General features: G+C 32.2%; 14 protein-coding genes. 3 read left to right on the top strand and 11 right to left on the bottom strand.

Going from position 1 to position 12,897, the window contains the following annotated elements; translation table 11 throughout:
• Positions 1-49: 49 nt before the first annotated feature.
• The 5 genes from ligA to rpsF all read right to left on the bottom strand — a co-directional run bounded on the left by ligA (position 50) and on the right by rpsF (position 3,993).
• On the bottom strand, positions 50-2,056 hold the full coding sequence (gene ligA / locus AAGV28_RS08750; RefSeq protein ID WP_373406536.1) for an NAD-dependent DNA ligase LigA: 2,007 nt from the start codon (positions 2,054-2,056) through the stop codon (positions 50-52).
• Between the two features lie 156 nt (positions 2,057-2,212).
• Positions 2,213-2,686 carry a DUF6495 family protein gene (locus AAGV28_RS08745; protein WP_373406439.1) on the bottom strand — a complete coding sequence of 158 codons (474 nt, stop codon included), beginning with the start codon at positions 2,684-2,686 and terminating at the stop codon, positions 2,213-2,215.
• Between the two features lie 158 nt (positions 2,687-2,844).
• Positions 2,845-3,288: a 50S ribosomal protein L9 gene (rplI, locus tag AAGV28_RS08740; RefSeq protein ID WP_373406438.1), complete on the bottom strand. Its 444-nt coding sequence runs from the start codon at positions 3,286-3,288 to the stop codon at positions 2,845-2,847.
• A gap of 61 nt (positions 3,289-3,349) precedes the next feature.
• Positions 3,350-3,646, bottom strand: coding sequence for a 30S ribosomal protein S18 (gene rpsR / locus AAGV28_RS08735; RefSeq protein ID WP_066077030.1), 297 nt, complete (start codon positions 3,644-3,646; stop codon positions 3,350-3,352).
• 5 nt (positions 3,647-3,651) lie between these two features.
• The gene (gene rpsF, locus AAGV28_RS08730; RefSeq protein ID WP_072944700.1) at positions 3,652-3,993 is read right to left on the bottom strand and encodes a 30S ribosomal protein S6; all 342 of its coding nucleotides are present in this window, start codon (positions 3,991-3,993) and stop codon (positions 3,652-3,654) included.
• Positions 3,994-4,159: 166 nt separating this feature from the next.
• Between rpsF and AAGV28_RS08725 the strand changes: the two genes are divergently transcribed.
• Positions 4,160-4,855 (top strand): LytR/AlgR family response regulator transcription factor, encoded by a 696-nt coding sequence (locus AAGV28_RS08725; protein ID WP_373406437.1) that lies wholly within the window; start codon positions 4,160-4,162, stop codon positions 4,853-4,855.
• A gap of 3 nt (positions 4,856-4,858) precedes the next feature.
• Here the strand turns inward: AAGV28_RS08725 and priA are convergent, their stop codons facing one another.
• The 4 genes from priA to nadC form a co-directional block, all read right to left on the bottom strand.
• Positions 4,859-7,312, bottom strand: a complete 2,454-nt coding sequence (priA, locus tag AAGV28_RS08720; RefSeq protein WP_373406436.1) for a replication restart helicase PriA — start codon at positions 7,310-7,312, stop codon at positions 4,859-4,861.
• A gap of 47 nt (positions 7,313-7,359) precedes the next feature.
• Positions 7,360-7,791 carry a DUF2147 domain-containing protein gene (locus AAGV28_RS08715; protein WP_373406435.1) on the bottom strand — a complete coding sequence of 144 codons (432 nt, stop codon included), beginning with the start codon at positions 7,789-7,791 and terminating at the stop codon, positions 7,360-7,362.
• Between the two features lie 88 nt (positions 7,792-7,879).
• A complete protein-coding gene (locus AAGV28_RS08710) occupies positions 7,880-8,812 on the bottom strand; it encodes a YihY/virulence factor BrkB family protein (RefSeq protein WP_373406434.1) in 933 nt (310 codons plus the stop codon).
• Positions 8,813-8,835: 23 nt separating this feature from the next.
• The gene (nadC, locus tag AAGV28_RS08705) at positions 8,836-9,696 is read right to left on the bottom strand and encodes a carboxylating nicotinate-nucleotide diphosphorylase (RefSeq protein WP_373406433.1); all 861 of its coding nucleotides are present in this window, start codon (positions 9,694-9,696) and stop codon (positions 8,836-8,838) included.
• 158 nt (positions 9,697-9,854) lie between these two features.
• Here nadC and AAGV28_RS08700 point away from each other — a divergent pair, with 158 nt between their 5' ends.
• On the top strand, positions 9,855-10,310 hold the full coding sequence (locus tag AAGV28_RS08700) for a hypothetical protein (protein WP_373406432.1): 456 nt from the start codon (positions 9,855-9,857) through the stop codon (positions 10,308-10,310).
• Between the two features lie 348 nt (positions 10,311-10,658).
• On the opposite strand, the gene AAGV28_RS08695 is transcribed toward AAGV28_RS08700, so the two are convergent.
• Entirely contained in the window at positions 10,659-11,657 is a 999-nt protein-coding gene (locus AAGV28_RS08695) for a metal-dependent hydrolase (protein WP_373406431.1), read from the bottom strand.
• A 104-nt stretch (positions 11,658-11,761) separates the two neighbouring features.
• Here AAGV28_RS08695 and rlmH point away from each other — a divergent pair, with 104 nt between their 5' ends.
• Complete coding sequence (gene rlmH, locus AAGV28_RS08690; RefSeq protein ID WP_373406430.1) at positions 11,762-12,235, top strand: 23S rRNA (pseudouridine(1915)-N(3))-methyltransferase RlmH; 474 nt, start codon at positions 11,762-11,764, stop codon at positions 12,233-12,235.
• 25 nt (positions 12,236-12,260) lie between these two features.
• Here rlmH and AAGV28_RS08685 read toward each other — a convergent pair whose 3' ends face one another.
• Positions 12,261-12,896 carry a hypothetical protein gene (locus tag AAGV28_RS08685; protein WP_373406429.1) on the bottom strand — a complete coding sequence of 212 codons (636 nt, stop codon included), beginning with the start codon at positions 12,894-12,896 and terminating at the stop codon, positions 12,261-12,263.
• Between the last annotated feature and the right edge of the window lies 1 nt (position 12,897).

The raw sequence follows: 12,897 nt of genomic DNA, 5'->3' as shown, positions 1-12,897 counted from the left end.
CTTAACACTTATTTTCGAATACAAATAACCGAATTAATTACAGTGGACATTAACTGGAAAGTATCATATCCATAAACTCCGTTTCTGAAATAATAGGAATATTTAATTTATTGGCTTTATCGAGTTTAGCAGGCCCCATATTATCACCAGCCACAACATAATCGGTTTTAGAAGAAATAGAACTTCCCACCTTTCCGCCATTGTCTTCTATGGCTTTTTTCAATTCATCTCTCGAAAATTGAGCAAAAACTCCTGAAACCACAAAAGTTTTACCTTCTAATTTATTAGTAGCATTTGGATTTATTTTTTCAACAATTTCAAATTGAACACCATAACTTTTTAAACGTTCAATGATGATTTTATTTTCTTCATTTTCAAAAAAGTCAACAACACTCTGCGCAATTCGTTCTCCAATTTCATCTACCAAAACTAAATCCATCAAAGTAGCTTTGCTCAAAGCATCAATATTTTTATAATGCTTCGCCAATTTTTTAGCCACTGTTTCCCCTACATAACGAATTCCTAACGCATAAAGTACACTTTCAAACGGAATGCTAGTCGATTTTTTAACGCCGTTTACCAAATTCTCCGCCGATTTTTGTGCCATTCGCTCTAGAGGCAAAATATCCTCCACTTTCAATTCGTATAAATCAGCATAATTTTGAACTAATTTATTATTAAAAAGTAAAGCCACCGTTTCTCCTCCAAGCCCTTCAATATCCATTGCTTTTCGTGAAATATAATGCTGGATTCTTCCAATAATTTGCGGTGGACATCCATAAAAATTTGGACAATAATGATTCGCTTCGCCTTCATTTCGAACTAATTCCGTTTGACATTCAGGACAATGTGTAATGTATTCCGTTGGCACAGAATATTCAGGACGTTTAGTCAAATCAACCGCTATAATTTTAGGAATAATCTCTCCTCCTTTTTCAACAAAAACAGTATCATCAATGCGAATATCTAATTTTTTAATTTGATCGGCATTATGCAACGAAGCTCTTTTTACGATAGTTCCAGCAAGCTGAACCGCCTTTAAATTAGCCACAGGAGTAATCGAACCCGTTCTTCCTACCTGATACGAAATCGATTTTAACTCCGTCGAAACTTGCTCTGATTTGAACTTATACGCCATTGCCCATCGCGGTGATTTTGCCGTATAACCTAATTCTTCCTGGTAATGTAAATTATTCACCTTCACGACAACACCATCAGTTTCATAAGGCAATTGATGACGATGCGTGTCCCAATGATCTATAAAATCAAAAACCTCTTGTAAATTATTAGCAACTTTAGCTTCGTTTGGCACTTTGAAACCCCAATTTCGCGCAGCAATCAAACCGTCAAATTGAGAAGAAAAAGGAAGTTTTTCACCCGTAACAAAATACAACAAACATTCCAAAGGTCGTTTAGCAACTTCAGTACTGTCTTGTAATTTCAAACTACCCGAAGCGGTATTTCTAGGATTCGAATAAGGTGTTTCACCAATTTCAATCAACTCCTGATTCATTTTTTCAAAACCAGCAAAAGGCAAGATGATTTCTCCGCGAATATCAAATTTTTCAGGATAATTATTTCCTTTCAAAGTTAACGGAATCGAACGAATGGTTTTAATATTATTCGTCACATCATCTCCCTGAAAACCATCACCACGAGTTACGGCACGAACTAATTTTCCGTTTTCATAAGTAATACTAATCGATGCACCATCGTATTTTAATTCGCAAGTATATTGCAAATCAACATTACCCAACACTTTTTGAATTCGAACTTCCCAATCCAGTAAATCTTCTTTAGAATAGGAATTATCCAAAGAATACATGCGCTGTCTATGCGCTACCGTTTGAAAATTTTTAGTGATTGTTCCTCCCACTCTTTGTGTGGGAGAATTGGCATCAAAATATTCAGAATGTGCATTTTCTAAATCTTGAAGCTGTTTTAATTTTATATCAAACTCATAATCAGTTATTGTTGCATTATCTAACACATAATAATTGTAATTATGAAGATTGAGTTCTTCTCTTAAATTTTGAATTGTATTTAGCACATCCATATAAAAAAAATTGATCATTTTAGTTGCTGTAAACAGCGTACTAAAATAACCAATTTAAAAGAAACCCACATCAAAAAAACACTTTTTCCTAATTAAATATAGTGGGTTCCTGACAACCAAAATTTAAATATTATTCAGGAAGAAATAATACTCAAATTACGACTCAATTATCGAATTTATTTGTTGAAATAATTGTCCATCACTTAAAAAAGCACCTTGTTGAATCAATGAAAAAATAGAAGTATTTCGCTCTTCGGTAAATACTTTTTTCCCCACTTTCATTTCAATAGTCTCAGTAAACATATTATCACTCAACCATTGCAATCCTTCCTTAGTCAAAAAATCAACTTCAGATACTAAGGATTTCAAAACAATTGATTTTACTTCGGTTTCAAAACATTGGAAAAGAAAAATATGGTTTTTAGAAAAATGCTCTAAATATTCTGCCTTAGCCAAAACGCCTTCCCATATCAAATCAGAAAAAACATCTAGTTCCTGTTCTGCTACTTCTGGCTTTTCAACTTTTATTTTATCCCACTCTACTTTATCAATAGATTGAGTTGCTAAAAAGTTAGTGAATTCCGGATGCAATTCTTCAAATTGCTCTTTTGTAAGTCTTGTGTATTTCATTTATGCTGAATTTATTTCAGCATCTTTATCAAGATGCGTATTCTGTTATAAAAAAGATCTGAAACAAACTGAACTAAATTCAGTTCAAGAATTCAGATTAAAAAAAATCCCGATTTCGTTGTAGAACGAATCGGGATTTTAATATAATCATTTAGAAATTATGCTTTTTCAGCAACAATTTCATAAGGTAAATCAACGATAACATCTCTGTGTAATCTTACAGTAGCTGAATATTTACCAGTACGTTTAACGATTCCAGAAGTTACAAATTTTCTATCGATTGTTTGTCCTGCTTTTTCTAAAGCTGCAACGATGTCAATATTTGTGATTGAACCAAATAATTTTTCACCACCTGCTTTAGCAGAAATTTTAATCTCAAGTGCTTTTAAAGTATCAGCTAATGCTCTAGCGTCAGCAACAATTTTAGCTTCTTTGTGCGCTCTTTGTTTTAGGTTTTCAGCCAATACTTTCTTTGCAGAAGAAGTAGCTAATTGAGCAAATCCTTGTGGGATTAAGTAATTACGACCGTATCCGTTTTTTACAGTTACTACATCGTCTTTAAAACCTAAATTTTGAACGTCTTGTTTTAAAATCAATTCCATGTTGTTGTCCTTTGTTATAGAAGTTAGCCCGCCGTGGCGTGGCAACAACTTTATATTTATATTATTTTAATAAATCGGCCACGTATGGCATTAAAGCTAAGTGACGTGCTCTTTTAACAGCTACTGAAACTTTTCTTTGGTATTTTAATGAAGTACCTGTTAAACGACGAGGAAGAATTTTTCCTTGCTCATTAACAAATTTCAATAAGAAATCAGCATCTTTATAATCGATGTATTTGATTCCTGATTTTTTGAAACGACAATATTTTTTTTGTTTGTTAGTTTCTATATTTAAAGGAGTAAGATATCTGATATCTCCGTCTTTTTTTCCTGAAGCAGATTGTTGTAATGTTGCCATGATAATTAAGCTTTTTGAGATTTAAGTTTTGCTCTTCTTCTTTCAGCCCAAGAGATAGCATGTTTGTCAAGACTTACAGTTAAGAAACGCATAACTCTTTCGTCACGTCTAAATTCAGTTTCAAAAGCAATAAGAACTTCTCCTGATACTTTGAATTCGAACAAATGGTAAAAACCAGATTTTTTGTTTTGGATTTCGTAAGCCATCTTTTTAAGACCCCAGTCTTCTTTAGATACCATTTCTGCTCCTCTACTAGTAAGAAAATCTTCAAATTTGCTTACTGTTTCCTTTACCTGAACATCAGATAAAACGGGATTTAAAATGAAAACAGTTTCATAATGATTCATAAAAAATAATTTATTTGTTAAATTGGCTGCAAAAGTAATCTTTTAATTCTAATAAAAAAACAAAAACAAACTTTATTCGTTGTAATACAAAAAAAACCGATAAAGATTAGTTTTTATAAACAAAATATAATACTTTTACTCATCCAAATCTTAAAATATAAAAATTATGAAACTTAATTGTGTCGTAGTTGATGATAGTTCAATACAACGAATGATCATCGCAAAGTTAGTCAATAATCACCCTAATCTACATTTAATAGGTGATTTTTCCAATGCAATTGAAGCAAAAAGTTGCATATCAATACATACCGTTGATTTGATATTTCTCGATATAGAAATGCCTGTAATTAGTGGGTTTGACTTTTTAGACGGACTAAAAACAAAGCCTCAAATTATATTCATCACTTCTAAAGCTGAATATGCGCTTAAAGCATTTGATTATGACGCCACAGATTATCTACAAAAACCTATAGCTGTAGATCGTTTTAGTGCGTCAGTAAAAAGAGCGATCGATTTACATTCACTTAAACAAGATATTAAGGAAGAAGAAGGTGAACACATTTTTATCAAAAGTAATTTAAAAAAATTAAAAGTGTACACTTCAAAAATCAAATGGATTGAAGCTTTTGGAGATTACGTAAGAGTAGTTACTGAAGACGATAGTAACTTGGTTCTTTCTACGATGAAATCTTTTGAAAATGATTTATCAAAAAAGAAATTTGTACGAGTTCATAAATCCTACATTATTAATATAGATAAGGTAGAACGTTTCAATAGCAAATTTGCTGAAATTGGCACAACTAAAATTCCTTTAAGCAGAAACAAAAAAGAAGATTTAATAAAAGCTTTATCTTTTGCTTAAAAGTTAATAAAAATCGACATTTAGAGCTACTTTAATAGCTCTATACTGCACCACATTATCAAAACTATTCAATATTTTTTGGATAGTTTTTTTTGTTCCTAAAACCGAGACATTATGAGGAATTTTAATCATTATAGTTCTAATATACTCATTTCTAATTCTATTAATCCCAGGCTCTTCAGGACCTAAAACCGGAATTCCCAAATGCTGACTCAAAACCTGATACAACCACATAGAGCCTTCTTTTAATTTTTCAAAATCACGATGTTTCAATGTTAGTTTTATAATTCTAAAATAAGGCGGATATTTATAGATTTGGCGGTCATACAATTGCTCCTTATACATTCCTTCATAATCATTATTGGTCACTTGTTGAATTGTATTATGCTCTGGATTATAGGTTTGAATAATTACTTTTCCTTGTTTTTCTGATCGACCAGAACGTCCCGCTACTTGAGTCATAGTTTGGAAACTTCTCTCAAAAGCTCTAAAATCAGGATGATATAGCATATTATCAGCATTCATGATTCCCACCAAACTCACATTGTCAAAATCCAATCCTTTGGCAAGCATTTGCGTTCCTACCATAATATCAATTTCACGGTTTTTAAAACTATCGATAATTTTTTCGAAACCAAATTTCCCCCGAGTTGTATCCTGATCCATTCGACCAATTTTTCGCTCTGGAAACAATTGGGTTAATTCTTGCTGAATTTGTTCGGTTCCAAAACCTTTAGTCGTTAAATCAACACTGGAACAACTATGGCAATTAGTAGGTTTAGCAATCGAATAACCGCAATAATGACATCGCAACTGATTTTTATGTTTGTGATACGTCAAACTCACATCACATTGTTGACATTGCGGCACGTGTCCGCAAGTCATACATTCTAATAACGGCGAATACCCTCTCCTATTTTGAAATAAAATTACTTGTTCACCTAAAGACAAAGCCGTAGTAATTCCGTCAATCAAAACATCACTAAAATGTCCCGTCATTCTTTTACGGAAATACTTGTCTTTTAAATCCACCAATTCAATTTCGGGCATCATTACATTTCCGTAACGCGCTTTAATTTCGACCAAACCATATTTATCTACAGTTGTATTATAATAGGATTCCAAACTTGGCGTAGCCGAACCCAGTAAAACCTTAGCCTTAAAAAAACTGGATAAAACTATCGAAGCATCCCGAGCGTGATACCTTGGTGCAGGATCTACTTGTTTAAAAGTTTGTTCGTGCTCTTCATCAACAATTATAAAACCTAAATTTGAAAACGGTAAAAACAAAGCTGACCTTGCTCCTATTACAATTTGCGCTTTCTCCGAATTTTGTAATACCTGATTCCAAACTTCTACACGCTCATTATTACTGTATTTCGAATGATAAACAGCTACTTTATTCCCAAAATACGCTTGGAGTCTGGTTACTAATTGAGTGGTTAGTGCAATTTCGGGCAACAAATACAAAACCTGTTTTGCTGTTGCCAGATATTCTTCAATCAGTTTGATATAAATTTCGGTTTTCCCACTCGAAGTCACTCCATGCAAAAGACAAACTTCTTTTTCCTGAAAACTAATATTGATTTCTTCAAAAGCTTTTTGTTGCGCTTCACTTAATTGTAATTGACTCGAATTAGATTCTCCTGTAAAATTAACGCGATCTTGCTGCAACAAATAATCTTCGAAAATTTCTTTATCAATTAAAGCTTTCACCACCGCTGAAGTAGCATTCGAAGCTTCGACTAATTTCTTAACCGAAATTGGTTTTTTCTTTTCAGTTGCACTTAATTGAAAATAAGTCAAAACTATTTCTTTTTGCTTGTTAGCATTTTTTAAAACTTCCAATAAATTATTCAATCCTTGACTGGATTCGTATTTAGAATGCAAGCGGATGTATCTTACTAATTTAGGCTTGTAGTTTTCCTGCATTTCATCTTGCAAAACCAAAACATTTTTGTCTATCAGTTTTTGAATAATAGGAAAAATATTTTTCTTATTCAAAATACCAATAATGTCTTGCACTTTTAAAGACGATTGTTGTTGCAGCGCCTGATAAATCAAAAACTCATCATCTGTAAGCTGACTTTCGTCTACAAAACCACCTATTTTTTGAGTAATTAAAGTTTCATTTTCCAATAGCAAAGCACTTGGCAAAGCACCGCGATAAACATCGCCAATGGCGCACATGTAATAATCCGCAATCCACTGCCAATGTTTAATTTGGTTTTCGGTAACTATTGGTTTTTCATCTAATATTTGATGAATCTCTTTTGCTTCGTATAAAGCAGGTTTGTCTTGATGTAAATTGATTGCTAAAGCGGTGTAAATTTTGCTTTTACCAAATGGAACCGCCACTCGCATTCCTTTTTGAATATAATTATATTCCGTTTCAGAAACACTATAAGTAAAGGTTTTAGCAAGAGCAAGCGGTAAAATTACTTCAACAAAATACATGATTGACAGACAATAGGATTAAGCGGCAAATATGAGGAAATTAAAAATCATTTTTTAACTCTTTGCCAATATTGTGTTCGCCCTAATAATGAAATCCCAATATAACCGCGAACTTTTAATTTATCATTACCCTCGAGAGTGATAAAACACTGGTATAATTTTCCGTTTTTAGGATCCAATATCTTACCCGAATTATATTCTTTACCATCTTGAGTCAAGCCTTTTATTACAATCAATCCAAGGATAGGTTTACTAGCATCCTCACCAGAACATGCTGTACAAAAATCATTTTTATGTACCATATCCAGAATTTCTATTACTTTACCATAGATTTTCCCTGATTTTTCATAGATCTCCACTATTGATTTCGGTTCCCCTGTTTCATCATCAATAGTTTTCCATTTTCCTAAAACTCCTTTGTTTTGGGAATAAAAAACACAACTAACAAACAATACAACTATAGTTAGAATCTTTTTCATAATTTATTTTTTAAGTACAAAAAAGGGAATTGCATCAAAACAACTTTTAATCTCCATCAAATTAATTAAAAAATGACCGACACTACTTTTAAATTATGATGGTTGTTTCTCGCTTTTTTATTTTATTAATAACCTCGTTGAGTTCAAAACCCAACAATAAAATCATACAGTTAATCCATATATAAAACATCACAATCAACAAAGTACCTATGGAGCCATACAGTTCATTGTATTTTGAAAATTGAATAACCCAAACTCCAAAAAAATAAGAACTAATAATAGTTAAAATTGTAGTAAACACTGAACCAATAGAAATAAAAGATCGGGTTTCTTGGTTTTTAGTGCCAAATTTAAACAGCACTGATGTGGTGGTTAAAATCATTAATATCAAAAATACATAACGCGCCAGAACCATGAACGGTATCTTATCGTTGAAAAAATCACGAGCATTTAACTTTTGAATAAAAACTTCAAAAACAACAATGATTGCCACAGTAAGAATTAACAAAAATGCCATAAACAATGACAAGCCTACAGCAATAAAATATTGGTTAAAAAAACCTCTTTTTACTAAAACGTGTTTGGAATTTTCAAAACCGCCCAAAATAGCATTTAATCCATTTGCCATCAAAAAAACCGATAATAAAAAACCTGATGATAACAAACCCGAATGACTATTGTGTAGAATATCGTTGATGATGTTTTTTACAGCATCAAAAGTATTCGGAGGAACACCATCAGCCACAAATTTAAGAAAATCATCCTGAAAACCTTCGATTGGAATAAACGGAATAAGGTTTAATACAAATAGCGCAAAAGGAAACAAAGCCATAAAAAAACTAAACGCAATAGCCCCTGCACGATTAGAAAGAGCACCTTCGGCAATACCAATAACGTATAATTCTATTAAATCATACAAAGGCAATCCACTAAGCCATCTCAGTTTTATGCTTTTGGACCATCTAACAAAATTTCGCAATAAAGGAATCTTATTAAGTTTTTGTTCAATTTCTACTGACATTCATTTTCTTTTTAATAGAACAATTAGTCTATTGCTTTTAAACTTAAATCCATATTATAAATTGAATGCGTCAAGGCTCCCGAAGAGATATAATTTACACCACATTCAGCATATTGACGAATAGTATCTTCATTGATATTTCCTGATGATTCCGTTAAACTCGCATCACCAATAAAAGTGACTGCTTCTCTAGTCATTTCATAATCAAAATTATCTAACAAAATTCTATATACTCCACCTGCAGCCACGATTTCTTTTACTTCATCCAAATCTCTTGCTTCAACAATAATCTTTAAATCGCGATTGGTTTCTTTTAAATATTCTTTGGTTTTGGCTATCGCCAATGCAATTCCGCCAGCAAAATCAATATGATTGTCTTTCAACATCACCATATCATACAATGCAAAACGATGATTCTCTCCACCTCCTATTTTTACAGCCCATTTTTCGGCAACACGAAAACCTGGAGTCGTTTTACGAGTATCTAAAATTTTAGTATTCGTTCCTTCCAACAATTGCACATAACTATTGGTTTTAGTCGCAATGGCCGACATGCGTTGCATCGAATTCAAAACCATACGTTCTGCCTTTAAAATAGACTGAGAACTTCCCGAAACATGAAAAACTACATCTCCAAATTGTACCGGAGTTCCATCTTCTATAAAAGTTTCTATTTTCAAATTAGAATCCACATAATTGAAAATCATTTTTGCAAATGCAACACCTGCAATTATTCCATTATCTTTCACTAGAAGCTTTGCCTTTCCTTGAGCAGTTGCTGGAATACAAGCCAGTGAACTGTGATCTCCGTCTCCTACATCTTCCCTAATGGCATTTGCAATTAATAGTTCTAACTCGTTTTGAAATTGTACTTCGCTAATCATTTTTACCAGAAATTTATATGTTGCTAAAGTAGGACATATTTTGTGGAATAGAAAATTTGTTTCCACATCGCTTAAAATTATTCTGAAGTAATTCTGCCAAAGATTTATGTTTTACATTTGAAAAAAATAATCCAATTTTGTCAATAAATACAATTATAATGTCTGAAACAACATCTGAAAACGATAAAATAATCGAATTGGTCTCTCAATATATCGATTTGAGTGTAACGCCTTTCAATAAACCAGAAAGAACTGTTGTAAAAGTAGATAAGCGCAATCCAATGTACGGAGGAAACGGAATTGTTTACTTGCTACAAATGTTTGATGAAGGCGAATTAACAAACAACCGCATTGGTGCTTATATGGTTTTCTTCAACAAAGGCGATGAAGCTGGTTTTCATACTCATGGAACCCGAAATGAAGAAGAACTTTATATCGTAATGCACGGTGAAGGCGAATATTCTGAAATGACAAAAAAAGAGGGTATCATTCGAAAAAAAATAATCAAAAAGGGAAGCATTACTGCTATGAGTGGCGAAGGTTTTCATTCGCTAATCAACACTACAGACGAAGTTTTAATTGTTTTTGTAATTACCACAAATAATCCTAAATAGTTAATCATTACTTTCTAACACCAGGGCAAACGCACCAGTTTCCAGAAATAAAAAAAAGTAGCCACGAATTACACGAAATAACACTAATTTGGATGTTATAATATTCCACAAACCTGCCAAAGGCAGATAAAAATTTGTGCAATTTATTTTAGAATCAATACTATTTGTGCTAATTCGTTTAATTCGTGGTAAAAATAAAACTGGTGCGTTTGCCCTGTTTCTAACACATAATTTGAAGACGTTATACCTAAATGTTTTTTATAGCTTCTTATCCAATATTAAAGATAGAAAACTCAATATCAATACATTAAAACAAATTAAACTCAGGAAATCACTGAGTTTAATTTGTTAATTTCCTTTTAGTCGCATGAAAACATTTTTCATTAAAGCCATTCCATCTCTCTTTCTTTTAGGAACTTCTTGGGCTTTTAAAACTCCGTTTTCCTCTTTAAAAACATAACTAAAAGCAAATTGAGTTTTCTCTGAATCAGAAGTTAACAAACCAAATCGCAAATCATTAAAATAAAATTGATTCTCGTTTTTTGTAATAATAAACCAACCTTCACTTATCAGCCTTAATTTTTTAAAATCACTGTTGCCTTCGAGTTGTCGAGTCAAATTATTGTTTTTTGGATACTTCTTAAAAGAAATGGGTTGTGTATCCAATAAAGAATAATCACCCAGAAAATAGGCGTCTTTAGTAGCTACATTCGCATTCCACAAAATACAATTGAAAGCTGTTGGCTTGACAATTAAATCATCATACGCTATATTTTGTACTTTAAGTGCTTTGTCAAATTGTTGTAAAGCATACAATTTTAAACTACATGTGATTAATAAATAAAATGAACTCAAATAAATACTAGTAAGCACACATTTCTTTCGAGAAAAGAAATCATCTTTTTTTCTCCAGGCTAAAATCAGACAAATCAGTAACGGAATGGTATATAAAGGATCAATTACAAAAATAGTTTTTAAGGCAATCCGATCAGGAAACGGCCAAAATACTTGTGTTCCCCACGATGTGAAAATATCCAAAAGAACATGGGTGAGTAAGCACCAAAAAACCATTTTAGTTGCTGAACCAAAATTAATTTTATCCCGTTCTATTTTAGTAATTAACCAACCTAAACATGGAGAGAGTAATAAAAAAAACAATACAGAATGACTCATTCCCCGATGAATAGCTAGTCCGTCAACAGGATTCAGAAACTGACCAATCACAACATCCAAGTCGGGTACTGTTCCTAGAATGGCTCCATACAAAAAAGTTTTACGTTGCAGCTTTTTACCAGCACATAATTCGGCTGTAGCAATCCCTAAAAGAACCTGAGTAAATGAATCCATTAAAAATATTTTTTACAAAAGTACATTTATACCCGCAAATTGAGGTAATCCTAAAAATCTAAAACTAGTTTAATATCTTTGCCGCTTCGAAAATCATCCTTAAAATGAATATAAAACTCATCGCCATAGGCAAAACGGATAATAAAGCGCTTCAAACCTTAATTGACGATTATACCAAACGTTTGTCTTTTTATATCAAATTTGATTTGGAAATTATTCCTGATATCAAGAATGTAAAAAACTTATCTGAAAGCCAACAAAAAGAAAAAGAAGGCGAATTGATTTTGTCGAAAATAACTCCAACAGACCAATTAATTTTATTAGACGAAAACGGAAAAAACTTTTCCAGTGTAGGATTTTCGGAAGAATTGCAAAAGAAAATGAACTCAGGAATCAAAACACTAGTTTTTGTAATTGGTGGACCTTATGGTTTTTCGGATACGGTTTACGCTAAAGCACATGGGAAAATCTCGCTTTCACTAATGACTTTTTCACACCAAATGGTACGATTATTTTTTATCGAACAATTGTATCGTGGTTTTACCATTTTAAGAAACGAACCGTATCATCATCAGTAAAATTGCTGATTTTAGAATGCTGATCTTAGTAAATAAATTCTATTGGAGCAATTGGATTTACACTATATAAATCAAATTTTCGAATTAGAATCTTATTTTGAATGTAGTCTCCATAAGACATATCCCTGTCAAATTGTATTACAATCCTTGGTTTGTTTATAAATCGGATACTAAAAATTTCTTGTAATAAATCGGATTTTTTTACCGCTCTTCCGTTTAACCAAACCAAATCGTTTGCTTTTTTAAAAGATATAACAAAGTCATTATTTTTAGGTTTTCCAATGGTATAATGCACTTTTGTAAAAGGAATAAAAGCCATGTTTTTCCCAATCGAATCGGCATAAGAATAATAATTCTCGGCTTTTTCGTTTTGATGTGCTTTTTCTTTGCGTTTTTTATCCTGCAATTTCATCACTTCGGGAATGACTAATTTCAAAGGCAAGCGTTTATCGATATTCAGAATCCAATTAGTCGTAATAATACTGTTTTTCCGATTGACTTCTGCCAAAGTATCTTTCTCTTTTATTCGAAAAAAAATATAAATAGGCGAATGATCTTGCACATCGCTAATAACTGTTGTACCTGATTTTGGAAGTAAAATATCTTCTTTATTTCCGCAAGAAATTAGAAACAAAATTACAATCAGACTAAAATATTTCATG

The organism is Flavobacterium zubiriense, assembly GCF_041729725.1.
GTDB lineage: Bacteria > Bacteroidota > Bacteroidia > Flavobacteriales > Flavobacteriaceae > Flavobacterium > Flavobacterium zubiriense.
This window is presented reverse-complemented; position numbering and strand designations above follow the sequence as displayed.